Genomic DNA, 21,981 nt, shown 5'->3' with positions numbered 1-21,981 from the left:
TCTGATTAAAGTGGTTTTTCGCATTCCTAATTAAAATTTCTAATTTTCTCATAAATTGATCCTTGAAAAATCCAATTTGAGTTTAAGTTAGATTAGCCCTTGCAGACTCTATAAAAGCTATTAATTTATTGCCCATTTATCTATTTCTTGTAAAATACGAGTTCATTTTTAGCGTAAAGAAATTGATGATCAGTCTCATAGAAAAAGCCCCTTACATTCCCTATCCCCTAGCTCTTTATGAAAAATTAGAGCAACCACACACCTTGCTTTTTGAAAGTGCTGAGATTGAGAGCAAAGCGCACACCAAATCCCTTTTAATGGCTAAAGCCTGTTTGAAGCTAATTTGCAACCACAATATCGTAACCATCACTAGCTTAACGCCTAATGGCGGAGCGTTTTTGCAAAAACTGAGCGCGTTTTTTAAAACGTCTATACAAGACAATGCCCTAATTTTAACCTACACCAAAAATAAAAAAACGCAAGATGAGTTTTTAAAACTCTTTGAGCCTAGCCCTTTTGACGCTTTAAGGGGGCTTTTTAAAAGCGTTAAAACAAAACCCAAACACCCCTTTACGCTTTTAAGCGCGGGCGTTTTTTCTTTTGAAATGCTCAATTTTTTTGAAGATTTACCTCACTTAAAAGCGCAAGACAACACCGTGCATGACTTTATATTTTATGTCGCGCAAAATTTGATCATCATAGATCATAAAGAAAAAAGCGCTGAAATCTTGGGGGCGTGTTTTGATGAACGCTTTAAAACAGAGATAGCCCAGGAATTACAAAACTTAAAAGAGTTGGCTAAAAACATTAAAAGCGATTTTATCCCTAAAAAAGCTAAGCAAAGCACAGAAGTTAGCGTTAGTTGTGATGATAGCGAGTTTGAAAAAAGGGTGCTGTCCTTACAAGAAGAAATCAAAAAAGGCGAGATCTTTCAAGCGGTGTTGTCGCGCAGCTTTTACATGGAGTGTTTGGAGGGTTTGAGCGCGTATTACCATTTAAAACTAACTAACCCTAGCCCTTATATGTTCTATATCAAAGACAGCGATTTTATTCTTTTTGGGGCAAGCCCTGAGAGTGCCTTAAAATACAACGCCTTAACGAATACGGCTGAAATTTATCCCATTGCTGGCACTCGTTTAAGGGGTAAGGACAAACAAGGGAACATTGATTACGATTTGGATAGTAAAATGGAATTTGATTTGCAACACGACTATAAAGAAAGGGCTGAACACATCATGCTAGTGGATTTAGCCAGAAACGACATGGCCAGAGTTTCAAAAAAGCGCTATTGCGATAAGCTTTTAAAAGTGGATAAATATTCCAATGTCATGCATTTAGTCTCAAGGGTTGTGGGGGAATTGAAAAAAGGGTGCGATAGTTTGCATGCTTACAGGAGCTTTATGAACGCCGGCACGCTCAGCGGAGCGCCTAAAATCTCTGCGATCAGGCTCATTTACCAATTAGAAAAGCAAAGGAGAGGCTCTTATGGGGGGAGCGTGGGGTATTTAAACAGCGAGGGTTCTATGGATTCTTGCATCACTATCCGTTCATGTTTTGTTAAAAACAATAGGGCAGTGATCCAAGCAGGAGCCGGTATCGTGTTAGACAGCGTGCCGCAAAACGAAGCGAATGAAACAAGAGCCAAAGCGCAAGCCCTTATTGATGCGATCAGGAAAACAAGCTTATGAAAATCTTTTTTATAGATAATTTTGATTCTTTCTCTTATAATTTGGTGTATGAATTAGAGTGTTTGGGTTATGAAGTGGCCGTTTATCAAAACGATATTGATCCGAGTTATCTCATGGGCTTAATGCATGAAGAATCAAAAACCCCTTTATTGTTCATCTCACCCGGGCCTGGTAACCCTAATAGTTCAGGCAATCTTTTAAAAATCATTGAAATGGCTAAAAAGAAATTCCCCATTTTAGGGATTTGTTTAGGCTTACAAGCTTTAGCGCAAAGCTATGGGGCTAAAATCATAAGGAGTAAAGAAATCGTGCATGGCAAAGCGACGACTATTGTGCTCAAAAAGCATGCCGTTTTTAAAGGTTTAGGGGAAAGCATGGTGGTGGGGCGTTACCATTCTTTAATGGCGAGCGGGTTGCCTAAAAATTTAGAAGTGATCGCTGAGCATGACAATATCCCTATGGCTATTGTCAATGAAGAAGATAAAATCTTAGCCTATCAATTCCACCCTGAAAGCATCATGACTTTACAAGGGAGGGCGTTATTAGAGCAAAGCGTGGGGTTTTTAAGAGGGTTATCATGAAAGAGATTTTAAACGCTCTGTATCATCAAAAAGACTTGAACGATGAAGAAGTCAAAAAGTTATTCACTCTCATTATCCACGAAAAAGTAAGCCCAGCGCAACTTGGGGCCATTTTGTGTGCTTTAAAAATCAAGGGCGAGAGCTTTAAGGAGATTAGCGTTGCTGCAACCACGCTTTTAGAGCATGCCCCTAAGCCTTTTAACAGCGGATTGGATTTAATAGACAATTGCGGCACAGGGGGCGATGGGTTAAAAACGATCAATATTAGCACGATTGCTGCGCTCATTGCCAGCTCTATGGGATTATCTATGGCCAAACACGGATCAAGGAGCGTTTCCAGCCATAGCGGGAGCGCAGATTTGTTAGAAAATTTAGGCGTGAATATTGAAATGAACCCCACGCAGTTAGAGAATTGCTTCAAACAAACGCATTTTGGGTTTTTATTCGCGCCTTTATACCATCAAAGTTTTAAAAAATCCGCCCCTTTAAGAAAAGAGCTTTTCACTAAAACGATTTTTAATTGCTTAGGGCCTTTAATCAACCCCTTAAGGCCCAAAATCCAGCTTTTAGGCGTGTATGACAAATCCTTGTGTAAGACCATGGTGCTAGCGTTAAAGGCTTTGGGCATTAAAAGGGCGATGGTGGTTAATGGAGGAGGCACAGATGAAATCGTGTTGCATGACATTACGCATGCATGTGAATTGAAAAATAACGAAATTTTAGAGTATGACTTGAGCGCTAAAGATTTTGATTTACCCCCCTATGATTTGAAAGAATTGCAGATTAAAAACGCCAAAGAAAGTGCTCAAGCGTGCTTAGATATTTTAGAAAATAAAGGCAAGGATTCGCATACAATGGTGGTTGTGGCGAATGTGGCGAGTTTGTTGTATTTGAGCCATAGGGCTAAAGATTTAAAAGAGGGCGTGGGCATGACTTTAGAGCATTTAAAAACCAAAGCACCTTATGCGCATTTACAAAAAATCATAAGGTTAAGCCATGCCTAGCGTGTTAGAAAACATCCTTAAAGACAAACTCCTAGAAGTCTCTATGCTCAAAAAAAACCACACCTTGCCCGCAAACATAACCCCAAGCGACAGGGATTTTAAAAAAGCGTTACTAGAAAAAAAAACCAACTTTATTTTAGAATGCAAAAAAGCATCGCCCTCTAAAGGTTTAATAAGAAAAGATTTTGACTTGTTGAAAATAGCCAAGACTTATGAAAAATTTGCCTCTTGCATTTCGGTTTTAGCTGATTCTAAATATTTTTTAGGCTCTTATGAAAACATTAAGATCGTTTCGCAGCATTCCACTAAGCCCATTTTGTGTAAAGATTTTATCATTGATGCTTTTCAAATCAAACTCGCTAGGGTTATGGGGGCTAATGCGGTGCTTTTAATGTTAAGCGCGTTAGATGATAAAAATTATTTAGAGCTTTTCAATCTCGCCAAATCCTTAAACATGAGCGTGTTAACTGAAGTTTCCAACAAGCAAGAAATTGAGCGCTTGCTCAAACTCCAATACGACATTATAGGCATCAATAACAGGGATTTACACACCTTAAAAACCGATATTTTTCACACGCTCAAATTACGCCCCTTTTTGCCTAAAGACGCGCTCGTGGTGAGCGAGTCTGGTATTCATTCGCATGTGCAAATCAAAGCCCTAGCCCCTTATGTGAATGGCTTTTTGGTGGGCAGCTCTTTAATGAAAGAAAAGGATTTGAAAAAAGCGTGTATTAAATTGATTTTAGGCGAAAATAAAGTGTGCGGGCTTACAAGGATTAAAGACGCTAAAGCCGTTTATAAAAACCATTTTATTTATGGGGGCTTGATTTTTGAAAAATCTTCGCCCAGATACATCAAGCCTAAAAAAGCCCTAAAAATCACAAAAGCGGTTAAAAAATTGGATTTTGTGGGCGTGTTTGTGAAAGATAAAATTAAAAAAATCGCAAAAATCGCTCAAAAACTTGATTTAAAAGCGGTGCAGCTTTATGGCTATTCGCCTAAAAAAATCGCTCAATTAAAAAAATCGCTCCCTAAAACTTGCGCGATCTGGCAAGTAATAAGCGTGATGAACGCTAAAGATTTAGTGCCTAAAACTAAAGAGGCCTCTCTAATCTTATACGACACTAAAGGGGATAAAATGGGAGGCAATGGCGTGAGTTTTGATTGGGGTATTTTAGAAAATGTCAAAACGCCTTTCATGTTAGCTGGGGGGCTTAATTTGGATAATATTCAAAAAGCCTTGAAAATTAAAGCATTGGGCTTGGATTTCAATTCCGGTTTAGAAATAAGCCCCGGGATTAAAAATAAGGATAAAATCAAGCGCTTAGCCCGAATTTTAAGAGAGTATTAAATGAATCAAAAAGCGTATTTTGGGGAGTTTGGAGGGAGTTTTGTTTCGGAGTTGTTAGTGCCTGCATTAAGAGAGTTAGAACAGGCGTTTGATGCGTGTTTGAAAGATGAAAAATTCCAAAAAGAATATTTCCATCTTTTAAAAGATTTTGTGGGCCGTCCTAGCCCTTTAACCTTGTGTCAAAATATCGTTTCTAACCCTAAAGTTAAGCTTTATCTCAAACGAGAGGATTTAATCCATGGCGGGGCGCATAAGACTAATCAGGCCTTAGGGCAAGCCCTTTTAGCGAAAAAAATGGGTAAAACAAGGATTATTGCTGAAACGGGTGCTGGGCAGCATGGCGTTGCAACGGCTATCGCTTGCGCGTTATTGAACTTAAAATGCGTGATTTTTATGGGATCTAAAGATATCAAGCGCCAGGAAATGAATGTTTTTAGAATGCGCTTATTGGGCGCTGAAGTGAGAGAAGTCAATTCAGGGAGTGCGACGCTTAAAGACGCCGTGAATGAGGCCTTGAGAGATTGGGCGAGCAGTTACAAGAACACGCACTATTTGCTAGGCACAGCCGCCGGGCCGCACCCTTACCCCACAATGGTTAAAACCTTTCAAAAAATGATAGGCGATGAGGTTAAAAGCCAAATTTTAGAAAAAGAAAACCGCTTGCCTGATTATGTGATCGCATGCGTTGGAGGGGGGTCTAACGCTATAGGGATATTCAGCGCGTTTTTAAACGATAAAGAGGTCAAACTCATAGGCGTAGAGCCAGCCGGTTTAGGGCTAGAGACTAACAAGCATGGGGCGACTTTGAATAAGGGGCGTGTGGGGATTTTGCATGGGAATAAAACCTATCTTTTACAAGATGATGAAGGCCAGATTGCAGAAAGCCACAGCATTAGTGCTGGGCTTGATTATCCAGGGGTAGGTCCAGAACACAGCTATTTAAAAGAGATTGGGCGTGCGGTTTATGAGAGCGCAAGCGATGCCGAAGCGCTAGAAGCCTTCAGCTTGTTGTGCCAAAAAGAAGGCATTATCCCGGCATTAGAGAGTTCGCATGCCTTAGCGTATGCCTTAAAGCTCGCTCAAAAATGCACGCAAGAAAGCATTATCGTAGTGAATTTAAGCGGTCGGGGAGATAAGGATTTAAGCACCGTTTATAACGCTTTAAAAGGGGGTTTAAAATGAGGTATCAAAACATGTTTGAAACCTTAAAAAAACAAGAAAAAATGGCGTTTATCCCGTTTGTAACCTTGGGCGATCCTAATTATGAATTGAGTTTTGAAATCATTAAAACCCTAATGGCTAGCGGGGTGAGCGCTTTAGAATTGGGTCTTGCTTTCTCTGATCCTGTGGCGGATGGCGTTACCATACAAGCGAGCCATTTAAGAGCGTTAAAACACGCTAGCATGGCTAAAAATTTCCAGCTTTTAAAAAAGATTAGAGGTTACAACCATGATATTCCCATAGGGCTTTTAGCGTATGCGAATTTAATTTTTTCTTATGGCGTTGATGGTTTTTACGCTCAAGCTAAAGAATGTGGCGTGGATAGCGTTTTAATAGCGGACATGCCCCTAATAGAAAAAGAATTGGTCATCAAATCCGCTCAAAAACACCAAATCAAGCAAATCTTTATCGCTAGCCCTAATGCGAGCGTTAAAGATTTAGAACAAGTCGCTACGCATTCGCAAGGCTATATCTACACTTTAGCCAGGAGTGGGGTTACAGGGATAAGCCATGCTCTAGAGAACGATGCAAGCACGATCATCAAAACCTTAAAAACCTTTAGCCCCACCCCAGCCTTACTGGGCTTTGGCATTTCTAAAAAAGAACACATCACAAACGCTAAAGGCATGGGCACTGATGGCGTGATTTGCGGCTCAGCGTTAGTCAAAATCATAGAAGAAAATTTAAACAATGAAAACGCCATGCTAGAAAAAATTAAGGGGTTTGTAGGAGGAATGATTTTTTAAGACTTTTAGGCTTTGTTGCATCAAAAGACTAAAAATTATCTTTATTATATGCGCGTTATGGCGTTAGCGTAGAAAATACCGCCATAAGCCTAACAACAATATAAAAGTAGCCTTGTAGTGTGGTTGATAGCGGCTAAAATCGCAGAACTATTGATTGTTTAGTCCTTTTCGTCTTCGGGTTCTATGTCTATTGTGTCATCATATTTAATTCCAGGTTTATTTTTTTGTGTTGGGTAACCATAATAGATTTTTAGAAGTTCTCTTTGAACTTGAAATTCTTCTTCCATAAGTTTCTTTTCTCTTTCAACAGATTCTTTTTCTCTCTTAAAAGATTCTCGTTCTTGTGTAAAAAATTCTCGTTCTTGCGCCTCGCTTTTTTCTTTTATTTCAAGTTGAATACCTCTTTCTTCAAGTTGTTTTTTCTTTTCTACAAGCATTTCAGATCTTATGTTAGCTAGTTTGCGCCACTTCGGTTTCATGTGGGCTTTCATGTCTGTTTCCGGAAGACTATTGTGAGCGATTTTCATCCTACGAGTAATAGTGTTCTTTTTCTCATTGTTATGATTATTTGTATTCATAAAAATCCTTTATGATTGATTTAAAACTTTTCATTATAATAGGCTTAGGCTTAGCTTAAATAGAGTGCAAAAAATTTGAGATCTTATGATTTTATATGTGGTTTTAAAAAGCAACTTGTTTAATTGATCTAATATCTTTAAGAGCAAGGGATATGAAATGAGATTATCCCAAGCTCTATTTTAAAGTTTTTCTAATAAATTGAGCAACGCTCTTTTATATTCTAACGCTGTTGTTTCATCCTTGCCTTCAAAGCGGCTGACTAAATAGGGGGTGGTGTTGCTTGCGCGAATGAGCCCAAAACCATGTTCAAAAACCACCCTCACGCCATCAATGCTGATGATTTCTTTGATTTTAGGGAAATGACTTGGCGGGTTTTTAAGCGCTTTTTGTAAGTTATGAATGATTTCAAATTTTTCTTCTTCGCTCACGGCGATTTTTTCTTCAGGCGTGGTGTAGGAATAGGGGAGGTTTTTGATGGTGTTTTCCAAATCGCTTGGGGTTTGTTCGAGCAATAATTCTAAAGCCCTTAAGCATGCATAAAGAGCGTCATCATAGCCAAAATAGCGCTCTTTAAAAAAGATATGCCCGCTCATTTCAGCCGCAAAATGCGCGTTGGTTTCTTTGAGTTTGATTTTTAAATTGCTATGCCCGGTTTTATACATGAGCGTCTTGCCAAAGGTATTAATCGTGTTATACATCACTTGAGAGCATTTGACTTCGCCGATCACAAAGGGGGTGATACCTTGAGCATGCAAGCGTTTAGCGAATAAAATCGCTAATTCATCGCCCGCATAAATATGATGAGAGCTTAGCATCGCGATCCTATCCGCATCGCCATCAAAAGCAAAGCCTATTAAAATAGCGTTTTCTTGCATGTGTTTTTCTAAATCTTTTAAGTTTTTCGCTTCGCTGGGGTCTGGGTGGTGGTTAGGGAAATTCCCATCAGGATCGCTATAAAGGCTGCTAAAATCAATGTTCAAAGCCTTTAAAATAGGTTCTAAGCCTAACGCTCCCACGCCATTGCCAAAATCCAGAGCGATTTTGTATTTAAGATTTTTTAAATGCTTAAAGTCCTTGATCAAATAGCGCTGATACGCTTCTAGGGCATTGACTTTCTCTGGTGTTTCTTTTAGGGGTTTTATTTCATGCTTTGCGTTTAAAAGCGTGTCTTTTAAAGCCTGAATGTCCTTGCCATAAAACGGGTTTTGGTTGAGCGTGATTTTAAAGCCGTTGTATTCTTTGGGGTTGTGAGAGCCAGTGATCATGATGGAATTAGGGCATTGAATACCATTGATTCCATTAAAGGCCGCAAAATACGCTACCGGTGTGGGGATTAGCCCTAAATCATACACTTTCAAGCCGCTTGATTGCAGCCCCGCGCTCAAAGCTTCAAACAAAAAGCGCCCATGCACCCTTGCGTCATGCCCTACAAACACGCTTTTATCGTATTCTCGCATGATTTTCCCCAACTCCACGCCGATACTAAAAGCCGTATTTTCATCTAAAGTGGTGGGGTAAATGCCCCTAATGTCGTATTCTCTAAAAATGCTAATGTCCATTCATGACTCCTTGTTTTTGAATAAATTTAAACCCTGTTCGCATAAATTTTGCCATGCGTTTGTTTGATCTTTTTGTTTTAACTGAACGCATTTTTCTAAACTGGCTCTAGATTTTGCTTTTTGATTGGTTAAATCCAGTAGGCTAGATTGCAAGTATAAGGCTTTTTGGTGATCTTCTAAAGAAAGCCTGCGGTTTAAGAGTTTGTCTAGCGTTTCTAACGCTTTTGAATAGTCTTTGGTGGTTCTGTAAGCGTCAATGAGAGCGAATTCGCTAAAAGGCGTGTAAGAATAGTCCTTGTAAGCGTCTTGGAGTTTGAGCAAGCTTGTGGCATAAATTTTGACGCTTTTAGGATCTTTTTCATTCTCTAGCAATTTAAAATAAACCAACGCCATGCGTTTATCGTCTTTGAAATGCTTTTCTAAAAACGCATACAAATTGAGGGCCAATTCTTTTTCATTGTTTTGCATGTAATCTGAAAATAAAACAAAAGCAATATCATAAAATTCTTTTTTGTTTAAGCTTTGAGCGAGAGTTAAAGCGTCTTTAGAAGCCAGAGTGGAATTTTTAAAATCCCCTAAGCGGTAGTAATTGCGCCCCAAACGATAAAGCCATACCAATTTTTCGCTAGGGGTTTTAGCTGTTTTTAAAGCGTTTAGGGCAATGATTTGCGCTTTTTCTTTGAGCGATGCGAAATACAAGCAATCAAAGGCTTGGATTTCTTCTTTGGGGGTAAATTCAAAGGCGGTGATCTGGGATAAGTATTTTAAGGCTTCTTCGCAACGATGATTTTCTAATGGGGTTTTAGCAAGGACATTGAGCGTTTTTTGGATCAAAGGAGAATCTTTAGGCAAATTTTTTTGCATGCCTAACACTTCAGCATAGCGTTTATTTTCAAACAAGAGTTGGGCTTTCAATTCTAAAGCTTTTTGGGCTTCATTAGAATTAGGGAAATTTTGAATGATTTTATCATAATGGGCGATTTTTTCTTGCGTGTTCCCCTCCATGGAAAAAAGGGCTTTTTCATCGCGCGCCCTAACGACAGAAGCTTTATCTAATTCCGCATGGTCTTGTAAATATTGCAGATTGTAAAGGTGGGCGTTCTTAAAGTCCTTGATCCTTGCATACAACGCCCCTAAATCATAAAGCGCTTGCTCTTTAGCTTTCAGATCATCATCTTGATTGAGAAGCAAGTGAGCGATCTCAATCGCGCTTGCATTCATCTGGTTTTTTTTCAATAACTTGAGCAAGTCTAGGGCTGATTCGCTGTGTTTAGAAATATAATCAGGGTTGGATTGAACCACCTTATCAATGAGGTATTTAGCGTTATTAAAGTTTTGATAGTTTATCTCTGCTTCAGCCCAATTAAGCGCGATTTCACTCGCGCTCTCTTTGTCTTTGGCGTTAGAAAAAGCTTCTTTGAAAAGCATGCTAGCGCTGCTCAAATTAGAAGCGTTAGCCGCTTCAATGGCTAAACGCATTTGGGCTAAAGGAGCGTAGCGGGAGTTTTTGTATTCTAAAAGAATGCGTTTGTAATAGCGCACGGCTTGTTTGTAATTATTATTTTCATCTAAAGCTTTGGCGACATAGTATAGCGCTTCAGGGATATTGGGGTCAGTCGGGTAATTTTTAATCCACTTGGTGCCAATATCTATGAGTAAGGATTTTTTAATGCCTAATTGGCCTAATGCGATAATTTCTAACAAATACAGATCTTTTTTAAACATCGTTTGAGGGTAGTTTTTAAATGCACGGCTGATCGTGCGTAGAGCGTCAAAATAGGCTTGCGAATCCATTTGTTTTTTAGCCTCTAAATAAGCGTTTAAATCATAGCCCTTTGTGGTGAGTAGGGGTTTGTTATTCACATCCAGTTCTTGAATGATAGGGGTTTGAGCGTCTTTAATGACAATGGGGAAATTCAAGCCTTTTTGAGCGTTGTCTTTTTCGCTCAAAAAAGGGATATTTTGATCATAGCCTATGATTTGCCACATTTTGGCTTTAGGATCGTTTTCCACAAAAAGGGGGATCGCTTTTTTATAATCCCTATCAAAAGAAAAAAGGGTGAGTCTTCGCATCACTTTGGGCTTGATGTGTAAAATGAATTGTTGTTGGTGCATGGAATAGGTGATATTGAAAAAAGCGTTTTCTAAAGGGGTAAAACCCTCTTTAGGGATGGAGTCTATCACGCATTCTATGGGGCGTTTAGCGTGTATAATGGATAGAGAGGCTTCAATCCCGCTTGGCGGTTTTTCATTGGTATAAAAACAAGAAAACGCCTTATTGTGTCGTAAGGTTAAAACCGAAAAATCTTCCCCCCCTTCTTTGCCTTGCGTGAGCGTGAGGCTTAAGGCGTTGAGCGAATGGGAGAGCAAGCCCATTAAAAGAAAGATTTTTGACTTAAGCCACAAACTCTAAAAGCCCTCGCATCATAAAAACAGAGAACAAGCACGCTAACGCCATGGCAATAATGACCGCATAAATGGGCATGGTAGCGTTTTGGGTGTAAATATCGTTTTGAGCGTAGCTTTGTAAGGGCTTATTGAAAAACATCGCCACGAGCCAACGGAAATAATAAAACGCAGCCACCGCGCTATTAACTAACATCACCACCGCTAAAAGAATGTGATTGCTCTCTAACGCGCTTTCAACGGCTAAAAATTTCCCCCAAAACACGCTAAAAGGCGGGATCCCTGCAAGCCCAAAAACAAAAATAGCGCCCAAGATCGCCACTAAGGGGTGGGTTTTGATAAGGCCGTTGAATTTAGAATAGGGGTGATCGTAGCGTTCATCCCATGTTTTTTCCCGGCTTTTTAAGAGCCATAAAAGGCCAAAAGCCCCAATGTAAGTGAAGGCGAACATGAACCAATAAACAAACATCGCTTGTTGGCTATCTTCAGTGTGGATAAACACGCACGCTAAAGCGAACCCAGAATGCGAAATAGAACTATAAGCGAGCATCCTTTTGACATCTTCTTGCCATAAAGCAATGAAATTAGGGATGGTGATAGTCATAAGGATCAAAACATAAAAAATGTCTTCTACCCAAGCGGTATGAGTGTCTATAAACGCCCCAAAAAGGCGAGTCGCTACCACAAAGCCAGCGATTTTAGGCACAATGGAAATATAGCTCGCAAAGACTGGGTTATTGCCCTCATACACATCAGGCATCCATGTATGGAAAGGCACTAAAGAAACCTTAAAGCCAATCGCTCCAATCAAAAAAATAGCACCCATCGCAAAGAGCATGGGGTTTGTAACGCCCTCAGTGTGCAAGTATAGGCTAATGACTTCAAGATTCAAGCTCCCTGTGAGCAAGTAAAAAGCCATAGCCCCCATAGCAAAAAACGCGCTCGCCATCGCCCCCATAGTGAAATACTTGATCCCTGCTTCCAAGCCGTAGTGTTTATCGCTCAACGCCATTAACACGCAAAGGGGTAAGGACGCTGTTTCTAACCCAATAAGGATTAACAATAAATGGTTGCTTGAAACCATGAACTGAAAGCCAGCAACAATAAACAAGTATAAGGAATAAAATTCAGCGGTTTGAAATTCGTTGAAGCGCTCTTTTGAAAGGGCTAAGAAAATGAGCAAAAAGGCTGAAATCAAGACAATGCTTTGAGAGATGAGCGAGAGAGTATCCAAGCTCAAAAACCCAAAAAAGGCGTTTTCTTGTTCTTCTAACCCTAAAACCACCAAAAAATCCAAAACCAAAAAGAGCATGCATAAAAACACATTCAAATTGCGTGAAAACCTGGAAGTGAAAGCGTTGATTAGGAGCGTGAAAATCCCCCCACACACCAACACCAGCATGGGTAAAACGCTCTCAAAATTAAAGCTATCAAAAGAGATATGGAGACTATCTATTAACATAAGAGACCTCTTTTATCTTAGTATCCAATGAACCTAAAAAAGGGAGCGAGCGGATTTCTATCATCTCTAAAAGCTGTTTAGAGCCTTGCTCAATCGGTTTTAAAAGTATTTTAGGATAAATCCCTAAAATTAAGATCAAAGCTAAAATCACGCTCAAAACCCCTACCTCACGAGCGTTCAAATCTTCAAACACGCTGATTTGATTGTTCCCGGCTTTCAAATTACCAAAGAAGACATCTTTATATGAAGTGAGCATGTAAACCGCTGAGAGAATGATGCTTGTTCCGGCAATGATAGCCAAAAGAGGGTAAGTGGCAAAAAACCCTAATAAGCTTAAAAACTCTCCCACAAAGCCAATGCTTAAAGGCATGCCCACGTTCGCCATTAAAACGATCATAAAAAAGGCTGCAAAAACAGGAGCGCTTTTAGCGATCGATCCAAAGCGAGCGATTTCTAAACTACTAGTACGCTCTTCCAAGATACCAGCGAGCAAAAACAATCCCATGACGATAATACCATGCGCAAACATCATAAACACCGCCCCTGAAATCCCTTCAACATTGAAAGAAAAAACCCCAAGCACCACGACTCCCATGTGCGAGAACGAGCTATAAGCGATGAGGGTTTTTAAATCTTTTTGAGCGTAGGCTAGAAAACCTCCATAAATGATCATGCATAGCGCCACAATGGCTATGGGGGTTAAATAAATTTCTGAAAGCTCAGGAAAAAGCGGGAGCAAGAAGCGTAATAAGGCGTAAGTCCCCATTTTAGAAAGCAAGGCTGAAAGCATGACAGAGCCTAAAGTAGGGGCGTTAGAATACGCATAAGGCAGCCATGTGTGTAAGGGAAAGAGCGGGATTTTAACCGCAATCCCTATTAAGAAAGCCACAAAGAGCCAGGTTTTAACCCCGCTAGAAAAGTTCAATTGATACCAGTCTAAAACATCAAAACTCATCATGCCGTAATTATTGGCGTAGTCATACCCGATGTATAAAATGCCTAAAAGCATGCACAACGACGCTAAAAAAGTGTAGAGGAAAAACTTCATGCCAGAATAGATTTTGTTATTACGACCAAAACGACCGATGAGGTATAAGACCGGCAAGAGCGAGATTTCCCAAAAAGCGTAGAAAAAGATCATATTGAGAGAAGAAAACACGCCCATCAAAATCCCCTCTAGCAATAAAAGACAAATCGCAAAGTCTTTACGATGATCTTTGACATAAATCACGGACAATAACACCACGATAGCGTTTAAGAGCAACAAAAAGAGCGTGATGCCATCAATGCCCACATGGTAATTCACGCCAATTTGATAGACTAATTCCTTCATTTCTTCAAACTGCATGCCGGTAACTTGAGTATCAAACCCATGCCACAACAACAAGATTAATAACAATTCAATCAAAGCGATGACAATCGCATACGCCCTGCTCGCTTGATCGCTCATAAAGAACGCTAATAGCGCGCTCAGCATGGGGAAAAAGATCACCACACTTAAAAGATGCGCATGTAAAAACTGCATTTCTTATCTCCCAAAAAAAGCTACAAACGCTAACAAGATTAAAACCCCGGCCACCATGAAGCGCAACATGGAGGTTAAATTCCCATCTTGACTGATTCTAAACACACGCCCTATAAAAAAAACGCTTCTTCCTATGGTATCCACTATCGTATCAATGATCCTTAATTCCACGACCTGGTGCAAGAATGAAGCGATGGCGCTAAAAACTTTTGCAATCCCTTGATAGAGTTGCGGGATATAGTATTGGTTGAGCAAGAGCTTGTATAAAAAGCCCCCCTCTTTTTTGGAAGTGATACCATTTTTATATTTAAATATGGCATAGGCGATGCTTAATAACACCACTATGGTAGTGATACTGATTAAAAGAGCGAGCGGGACTAGATACTCTCCAACGCTAGGGATCACTTGAGAGATGAAATGAAAAAACGGCTCTTCAAAAAACCCGGCAATGACCGCTAAAACCCCTAAGGGCAGCATGCTTAAAAGCATGAAATTTTTGGCTTCATGGGGGTGGTTGATTTCGTGCTGTTTGGGCGCAAAAAACACCAGCATGATGAGCCTGAAGCTATAAAAAGCGGTAAAGATCGCCCCAATCAAAAGCACAAACCATAAAATGTGGTGGTGCATCCCAAAAGCCACTTCTAAAATCTTGTCTTTGGAGAAATAGCCCGCAAAGGGGTAGATCCCGCACAAAGCCACTGAACCTATAATCATAAAGATCGCTGTGATTTTCATAGGCTTGTATAAAGCGCCCATTTTAGTAATATCCAAATTGTCTTCCATCGCATGCATGACATTCCCTGATCCTAAGAAAAGGAGGGATTTGAAAAACGCATGCGTAAAGAGGTGGAAAAGCGCGATCGCATAAGCCCCAAGACCGGCCGCTACAAACATATAGCCTAATTGAGAAAGCGTGGAATAAGCCACAATGCGTTTTAAATCCTTATTGACTAAAGCCATGCTCGCTCCAAAAAGAGCCACAAACGCCCCTAAACAAGCGATAAAATAGCCCACTTCAAACACCGCGCTATACAAAGGGTTGGCTCTAATGACCAGATACACCCCAGCGGTTACCATCGTCGCTGCATGGATGAGAGCGGACACCGGCGTAGGCCCCTCCATAGCGTTGGCTAACCATGTGTGCATGGGGAATTGTGCACTCTTTCCCATAGCGCCAATGAAAAGGAACACGCTAATGTAAAAAAGCATGGAATAATCGGCGTTATTGAGCATGCTAAAGACTTCTTTATACTGGAGGGTGCCAAAATTCCAAAAGATCAAAATAATCCCCATGAGCATGCCTAAATCCGTGATTCTGTTCATCACAAAGGCTTCAATGGAAGCGTTGTTCGTGCTTGTTTTATGATACCAAAAGCCAATGAGCAAGTAAGAACATAGCCCCACCCCTTCCCAGCCAATGAAAAGCCCTAAAAAATTATCGCTCAACACCAACACCAGCATGGAAAACACAAAGCCGCTGAGGTAGGAAAAATAGCGGTTAAACCCTATATCATGCTCCATATAGCCTATAGAATACACATGCACTAAGAAAGAAACTAGAGTGACCACGACAATCATGACCGCATTGACATTATCCAGCATGAGAGAAAAGCCGACCTTAAAATTCCCTACCACGATCCAATCAAACAAATATTTTTCATAGCTTTGATGATGCCATGCCTGAATGAAAAGAACTACTGCGCCAATTAAAGAAACCAGCACGCACAAAGAATTGAAAACGCCCACATGCAACGCTTTAGCTTTAGCCCCAAACAGCCCCGCATAAACCGTGCCGATTAAAGGCAAAAACAACACCACTGACAGCAAAGAAGAATACTGCATGCTCAACCCTTCATAGCGTTTAAAGAATCAATGTCTAAGCTCTTGTATTTCTTAAACCACAAAATCACCAAGCCCAAACCAATAGCCACCTCACTAGCGGCAATAGCGATAATAAAGAGCGCGAACATCTGCCCGTCTAAATTGTGCGTGTATTTAGAGATCGCTACAAAACCGATATTGATCGCATTGAGCATGATCTCTGTAGAAAAAAAGAGTAACAGAATGTTTTTGCGTTTCAGCATGCCCGCTAAACCAATGCAAAAGAGCAACCCTGAAACAATCAAATAGTGGTTTAACCCTATCATAGAGATTCCTTTATAAATTGCGTGTGATTTTTCCCATGGATTTTTTGAATCCCTGTAGCGATGCCTCCAACCATAGCGACTAAAAGCATTAAAGCCGCCGCTTCAAAAGGGATGAGGTAATTGGTAAAAAGCACATAACCAATCGCTTTAATGTTAGGGATTTGTGCATCAATAGCGTTAGAATTGACTTGATTAGAAAGGTTTTCGCCAATGCTAGGAGCACTTAAAATCAAGGTGAGCAACAGTGCCACGCCAAATGAAAGCACACACAAGATTTTAGGGCTTTGCTTGCGTTCAATGACTTCTGCAGCGGAGTTGAAAAACATCATGCCAAACGCATACATCACAATGACCGCGCCCACATACACCGTGATTTGCACCACGCCCAAAAACTCAGCGTCTAGCAAAAAGAAAAAAGCAGAGATAAAAACCATGCTGCTAGCAAGAGCGGTAATGGCATAGAGGATATTCGTGGTGGTGATCACCACTAACGCCATGCTTAAAGTAAGGATCGCAAAGAAATAAAAGGCAATGGTTTCAAACATTTTCATCTCCCTTATGGCTTTCTGGGTTTGTTGGAGTCTCTTCTTTTGATTCTTCTTTTGAAGGCTCTTGGACATAATCTAAAGGGGTGGCTTGCATGCGTTCATTGTAATTAGGGCTTACCGCACCAAAGCCTAAAAACTCGGCATGCGAGCAGTTTTTAGCGTCTTGTTCGCTCGTTAAGAACTCGCTTTTAGAGCCGTATTGGGAGCGTTGGGTGCTAGCGTTTTCAAACCGATTCCCCATAACAATTGCTAATTCTGGGCAAACTTCCGCACACAACCCGCAATAAATGCAACGCCCTAAATTGATCGTGTAAGAATCGATCTTTTTGCGGTTGTCTTCGCCTTTATGCGTGATGATCCTTATGCAATTGCTCGTGCAAATCTTTTCGCACAGCCCACAACCTATACACCTTTCAGAGCCTGAGTCTAAAAGCCGTTGCAGATTATGCACCGCACGATAGCGTGGGCTTAAAGGGAGTTGCTCCATAGGGTAATGGATGGTTACGCTTGGGCTAAAAAATTCCTTGATCGTAAGCCCTAGCCCTTTGAATAGATCCAAACCCAAGCTCGTTTTAATGGTGTCTTTAAATTGCTCGGTCGCACTATGGACTTCGGATCGTTTAGGAAGTTGCTTGTATTCTTGTTTGGCCATAAAACCTCCTTTAAATTAAAATGATAATGCCCGTTAGCACAATATTCAATAACGCTAAAGGCAACATGATTTTCCAGCACATATCCATCAGTTGGTCTGGGCGCACATGCGGGTAAGTCGCTCTAACCCACATGGATAAAAAGACAAAAAAGCCCGCTTTAATCAAAATCGCTATGCCTCCAGGGATAAAGCCCCATGCGTTAAACCCGCCAAAAAACACAATAGAAATCACAAAGGAAAAAGCGAATAAATGCGCGTATTCCGCTAAAAAGAACATGCCCCATTTCAAGCCGCTGTATTCGGTGCAATACCCCGCCACGATCTCGGCTTCATGCTCTAACAAGTCAAATGGGGTTCGATTCAATTCGGCATAACTTGCGATCAAAAACAAAACAAACGCTAGAGGCTGCTTAAACACAAGCCAGTCTAAAAACCCACCGCTTTGGTAATGATTGATTTCCACTAAAGAGAGCGATCCTACCACCATTAAGGGGGCTAGAATGGTTAAGGTGCTGACCACTTCAAAGCTGAGCAGTTGGATCGTCGCTCTTGCGGAGCCAATTAAGGAATATTTGTTATTGGAGGCAAGCCCGGCTAAAATAGGCGCATAAATCCCTGCTGAACCCACGGCTAAGAAAAACAAAAAGCCAATGTTGATGTCAGAAATAAGGGGCTTGATCTCATAGCCAAACAGAGTGAAATTAGGGAAAAAGGGGATAGGTGCCATGGACACAAACGCGCTCACCATCGCAATAATGGGCGCTAGCGTGAAAATGAATTTATTCGCGCCTTGAGGGATAATGTCTTCTTTGGTGAAAAGCTTAATGCCGTCTGCTGCGACTTGCAAAAGCCCAAAAGGCCCCACATAACAAGGCCCTAAACGGCGTTGGAAATAGGCTAACACTTTCCTTTCAATATAAGTGGCAAAGCCTCCTAAAGCCGAAAAAACAGCGACTAAAATCAAAATTTTAATCAAAGTTTCAATGATATAAGCGCTCATGCTTGCTCCTTTAAATCCACGCTATCAAACACACCCTCTCTAAAAAAGCTAGAATGGTTTGTCAAAAGAGAAGGCGAAATGACAAACACCTCCTGATCCAAGCTCTCATCAAGATACAAAACGCCTGTTAATTCCTCTTCTTCTTTAAATAAAGTGATGTTTTGCCCCACTTCTTTATCCAATTTTTTTAAGAAAGCTTTAGACACATAGACGCCGGCTTTTAATTGCAAATTCTCGCTTTTATGGGTAGCGTTATTGAATTGTGTTTCTGGGTATTTTAAATACGCGTTGAAAACGATTTTTTCTTTTAAGGGTTTGATAGGATCGCATTCTGTGGTTTCGCATTCTTTAGCGCTCTTTTCAAAATGGCTTGTTCCTAATAAATAGCCTCTGTGATTAACCCTATCGTTAGTGAAATAGTTGGTTAAACAATCAAATTCTATGGCTTTAAAGCCCGCTTCTGTAGGGAGTTTGTGGGTGCATTCTATGAGATTTTCTTCCACAAAGCCAAAGCCTTGCACAATATCGCTCAAGTCATAGCCCTCAAACCTCAAAGCCGGTTTTAAGGGTAACACACGCCCTTCAATATTGGTGATCGTGCCTTCTAGCTGGTTGAGACTGGGCAAAATAAAATCCACTTTACTGAGAGTGCCTTTCCCAAAAACCCTATCGTCGCTATTGATAGTGAAATCCCCTTGAGCGCGAATGCCTACGATTTTTTCATGTTCAAAAATTTCTTCGCTCAATTGACAAATAGAAGCGATGCCTAAAGCGTTCGCGCTTGGGGGGATAAGAATGAGTTTAACAGCACTTTTTTGGGCTAACAAACGCAACATTTTAGCGATATTGTGGGCTTGTTTGTGGCTATAAATTTCTTCGCCAACCACTAGCAGGGTGTTATTTGATTTTTGCAAAAGAGCGAGAATTTTTTCATAAGTTTCTAAATTGATGCCCGCTTCTTCAAGCAACAAATAAGTGGTTTTGGTAGGGACTTCAATTTTTTCTTCTTTAACCTCTGTCTTGTTTTCTTCTTGATTTTCTTTTAGGGTAGTCGCTTCTGTTTTATCCTCTTCTTGATTTTCTGCCTTATTTTCTCCAATACTGCACCCTTGATCGGCTTGTTCTAAAGCTTTTTTTCGCTCTTCTTCTAAGGCTTTAAGAGCCGCTTCATCTACAACGCTTTGCTTGGAATCTTCTAAGCTTTTTAGAGCCGCGCTTTCAATGTTAAGCATTTTTAAAAGCATGCCTAAAAGGATTTCTTCAGCCCCCACTTCATGGGTGATGCAAAAAGAGCTTCGGCACAAATTCACTAACGCGTTATCCTTAATAGGGTGCATAGCGATTAAAGAAGCTTTATTGAGTTTGAGAGCGTTATTAATAGCATAGCGCACCAAAGGGTTTTCTGTTTTGATAGAAGATCCTATCGTAACGACCAAATTGGAAGTTTTAATCTCTTCAATGCTGGGGCGTTTAACTTCGCCCAATACTTTTAAGAATTGCTGGAAATGATACACTTCTTGATTGTAGATTTTAAAATCAAGCTCTTTTCTTAAACGCTCTATTAAAAACGCCTCTTCATTCGTAATATCCCCACCTATTCGCACCGCTTCGCATTCTTTGAGGGCGTTTTGCGCTTCTTTAAGATTGGTGCTGCCTTTAGGGCTAGAGCTCACATCAAAAGCAAACCGGCCTGCCCCACAAATAGGGTTATGGTAAAAATCATTAAGCACCCTAAAAATCTTAGATTCTTCGCCTAGAGTATCAAAATGGCGCACATCATAAGAAATCAAACACCCGGCCGAGCAATGCGAACAAGTAGAATGGATCTTTTTGAGTTCCCATGCGTTAGCCGTGTAAGCGAAATCTTTATAGCTCAAAGCGCCCACAGGGCATACCGCAATGCATTCCCCGCAATCATAGCAAGGCACGCTGCCCACAAAAGAAATAATGCCTTTTTGCTTGCGACTCCACACGCTAAAAGCGTCTTTGGACATGCTGTCTTTAAATTTATCCGGAGCGTGCAAGTCGGCTTTAGTGGCTTTAAGGTTGTTTTCGCCCACATTGTCCTTACAAGTGGTTACGCACCTTTCGCACATGATGCATAAATTAGGATCATACAAGGCTTTTGCCCATGAATCTAGTGCTTTAAAATCATCAGCCACTGCATAAGGTTGGTGCTCCACGCCGGTTAAATGCGTCATGTCCTGCAATTCGCACTCCCCGCTCTTATCGCACACGCCACATTCTAGGGGGTGGTTGACATCATAAGTTTGCATGATGCTTTTTCTTTCATCCATGAGCGTGGGGGTGTTAGTGAGAATGGTGGCGTTATTTTTGGCTTTCGTGTTGCAACTATAAACCCGTTTGCCATCCATTTCAACCATGCACATTTTGCATGCGACTGTGGGCGAGCAACCGCTTAAATAGCAAATGGTAGGGATGTAGATCCCAGCGCTCCTAGCGGCCTCTAAAACGCTTTGTCCCTCTTGGCATTCAATCGTTTTGCCATTGATATTCATTGTGATCATGAAATTCCTTGAGAGTGGGATAAAATAGGGATATAAGGGTAAGCGTCAAAAAACGCCCCTTCTAAAATCGCAATCAAGCCTTTCAAATGGGGGCTTTCTTCTAACTCGCATTCTAGCGTTTTATCTAAAATTTGAAACTTTGCGTTAGAATGCTTAATCTTGTTAGCGATCTTAAATTGTTTGGAAAAAGATAATCTAGGGGTTTCAAGGCTCTTGTAAGAAACATAGACAAACGAGCCGTTAGCCTCACCCATTCGCTCTAAAAACTCTAAATCTTTTGATTGGAGTTGCGATTTAAAAGGCAAAATGCCCTCTTTAAAGGCTGTTTCTAGCAGCCATTCTTGATCTTTAAAATCATAAAAAGCGGTCGTTGCGCTTGAATCGTTGCAAGGGATATGCAAAATTTCTAGGTAATTTTGCAACTCGCTTAAAAGGGTGTATAAAAAGGCGCTATCCGCATGCTTAGTGATTTCTCTGTTTAAAACAAGCACCCTTTTTTTCGCTTTAATGATAAGAGCGATAAGTTCTTGTAATTCTTCTTCGCTCATGTTCGCTTCAGAGCTTAAATACCCCACATCAACCTTTTCTAAAACATGCCCTTTTAATTGGGAAGTTTTTTCTAAAATGCCCCTTAAAATCAAAGCCAAAATCGCCGCTTCCGTGTGGATTTCATACGACGCAAAAAGGCAATTTTTTTGCAAGTCTCTTGTGTCTTGTAAGGGTCTTAACAAGGCGTAGGGGCGTTTTGATTGGTTAATGCTTCCTAAAATCAATCGTTCATTTTCATTCAAACAAGCGTTTGAAAACCCCCCAAACAAAACGAACAAATCGCTTTTTTCTAAAAGGTTTAAGCTATCTTTGGTCATCTTGTAATGGATTTCAAATCCTTTTTTAAGAGATAATTTTTCTAAATAATAGGCTTCTTTCAAGCTAATTGAAGAGCTTGCGATTAAGGGAGAATTTAAGGGGTTAAAGCCGCTCAAA

General features: G+C 40.6%; 18 protein-coding genes. 6 read left to right on the top strand and 12 right to left on the bottom strand.

Annotated features, from left to right (window positions below):
- The first annotated feature begins 185 nt into the window (after positions 1-185).
- Genes trpE through trpA form a run of 6 tightly spaced genes read left to right on the top strand, consistent with a single transcriptional unit; the run spans position 186 to position 6,591 of the window.
- Positions 186-1,688, top strand: a complete 1,503-nt coding sequence (gene trpE, locus BZK24_RS01250; protein ID WP_077656327.1) for an anthranilate synthase component I — start codon at positions 186-188, stop codon at positions 1,686-1,688.
- Positions 1,685-2,269, top strand: a complete 585-nt coding sequence (locus BZK24_RS01245; protein ID WP_000688227.1) for an aminodeoxychorismate/anthranilate synthase component II — start codon at positions 1,685-1,687, stop codon at positions 2,267-2,269. The genes trpE and BZK24_RS01245 overlap by 4 nt, the downstream gene beginning before the upstream one ends.
- Entirely contained in the window at positions 2,266-3,273 is a 1,008-nt protein-coding gene (trpD, locus tag BZK24_RS01240; RefSeq protein ID WP_077656326.1) for an anthranilate phosphoribosyltransferase, read from the top strand. The genes BZK24_RS01245 and trpD overlap by 4 nt, the downstream gene beginning before the upstream one ends.
- Positions 3,266-4,624 carry a bifunctional indole-3-glycerol-phosphate synthase TrpC/phosphoribosylanthranilate isomerase TrpF gene (trpCF, locus tag BZK24_RS01235; RefSeq protein WP_077656325.1) on the top strand — a complete coding sequence of 453 codons (1,359 nt, stop codon included), beginning with the start codon at positions 3,266-3,268 and terminating at the stop codon, positions 4,622-4,624. The genes trpD and trpCF overlap by 8 nt, the downstream gene beginning before the upstream one ends.
- A complete protein-coding gene (gene trpB, locus BZK24_RS01230; RefSeq protein ID WP_001072014.1) occupies positions 4,625-5,806 on the top strand; it encodes a tryptophan synthase subunit beta in 1,182 nt (393 codons plus the stop codon).
- On the top strand, positions 5,803-6,591 hold the full coding sequence (gene trpA, locus BZK24_RS01225; RefSeq protein ID WP_077656324.1) for a tryptophan synthase subunit alpha: 789 nt from the start codon (positions 5,803-5,805) through the stop codon (positions 6,589-6,591). The genes trpB and trpA overlap by 4 nt, the downstream gene beginning before the upstream one ends.
- Positions 6,592-6,749: 158 nt before the next feature.
- On the opposite strand, the gene BZK24_RS01220 is transcribed toward trpA, so the two are convergent.
- From BZK24_RS01220 to BZK24_RS01165, 12 genes are all read right to left on the bottom strand, one after another.
- Positions 6,750-7,169: a hypothetical protein gene (locus tag BZK24_RS01220; protein WP_077656323.1), complete on the bottom strand. Its 420-nt coding sequence runs from the start codon at positions 7,167-7,169 to the stop codon at positions 6,750-6,752.
- A gap of 180 nt (positions 7,170-7,349) precedes the next feature.
- Positions 7,350-8,729: a phosphomannomutase/phosphoglucomutase gene (locus BZK24_RS01215; RefSeq protein ID WP_077656322.1), complete on the bottom strand. Its 1,380-nt coding sequence runs from the start codon at positions 8,727-8,729 to the stop codon at positions 7,350-7,352.
- Positions 8,730-11,135, bottom strand: a complete 2,406-nt coding sequence (locus BZK24_RS01210) for a DUF7494 domain-containing protein (protein WP_077656321.1) — start codon at positions 11,133-11,135, stop codon at positions 8,730-8,732.
- Positions 11,125-12,597: an NADH-quinone oxidoreductase subunit NuoN gene (nuoN, locus tag BZK24_RS01205; RefSeq protein ID WP_077656320.1), complete on the bottom strand. Its 1,473-nt coding sequence runs from the start codon at positions 12,595-12,597 to the stop codon at positions 11,125-11,127. Before nuoN ends, BZK24_RS01210 begins: the two co-directional genes overlap by 11 nt.
- Entirely contained in the window at positions 12,584-14,122 is a 1,539-nt protein-coding gene (locus tag BZK24_RS01200; protein ID WP_077656319.1) for an NADH-quinone oxidoreductase subunit M, read from the bottom strand. Before BZK24_RS01200 ends, nuoN begins: the two co-directional genes overlap by 14 nt.
- A gap of 3 nt (positions 14,123-14,125) precedes the next feature.
- Positions 14,126-15,964, bottom strand: coding sequence for an NADH-quinone oxidoreductase subunit L (gene nuoL / locus BZK24_RS01195; protein ID WP_077656318.1), 1,839 nt, complete (start codon positions 15,962-15,964; stop codon positions 14,126-14,128).
- 2 nt (positions 15,965-15,966) lie between these two features.
- Positions 15,967-16,269 carry an NADH-quinone oxidoreductase subunit NuoK gene (gene nuoK, locus BZK24_RS01190; RefSeq protein WP_000579759.1) on the bottom strand — a complete coding sequence of 101 codons (303 nt, stop codon included), beginning with the start codon at positions 16,267-16,269 and terminating at the stop codon, positions 15,967-15,969.
- A complete protein-coding gene (locus BZK24_RS01185; RefSeq protein WP_000464195.1) occupies positions 16,266-16,814 on the bottom strand; it encodes an NADH-quinone oxidoreductase subunit J in 549 nt (182 codons plus the stop codon). Before BZK24_RS01185 ends, nuoK begins: the two co-directional genes overlap by 4 nt.
- A complete protein-coding gene (nuoI, locus tag BZK24_RS01180) occupies positions 16,807-17,469 on the bottom strand; it encodes an NADH-quinone oxidoreductase subunit NuoI (protein ID WP_001118579.1) in 663 nt (220 codons plus the stop codon). Before nuoI ends, BZK24_RS01185 begins: the two co-directional genes overlap by 8 nt.
- Before the next feature lie 10 nt (positions 17,470-17,479).
- A complete protein-coding gene (gene nuoH, locus BZK24_RS01175) occupies positions 17,480-18,469 on the bottom strand; it encodes an NADH-quinone oxidoreductase subunit NuoH (protein ID WP_001277308.1) in 990 nt (329 codons plus the stop codon).
- Entirely contained in the window at positions 18,466-20,997 is a 2,532-nt protein-coding gene (locus BZK24_RS01170) for an NADH-quinone oxidoreductase subunit G (RefSeq protein WP_077656317.1), read from the bottom strand. The genes nuoH and BZK24_RS01170 overlap by 4 nt, the downstream gene beginning before the upstream one ends.
- Positions 20,994-21,980: a hypothetical protein gene (locus BZK24_RS01165; RefSeq protein ID WP_077656316.1), complete on the bottom strand. Its 987-nt coding sequence runs from the start codon at positions 21,978-21,980 to the stop codon at positions 20,994-20,996. Before BZK24_RS01165 ends, BZK24_RS01170 begins: the two co-directional genes overlap by 4 nt.
- Position 21,981 lies beyond the last annotated feature (1 nt).

Source organism: Helicobacter pylori, from assembly GCF_001998165.1.
Taxonomy (GTDB): domain Bacteria; phylum Campylobacterota; class Campylobacteria; order Campylobacterales; family Helicobacteraceae; genus Helicobacter; species Helicobacter pylori_DL.
Note: the sequence above shows the minus strand (reverse complement) of the source record. Positions and strands in the feature narration are given on the sequence as shown.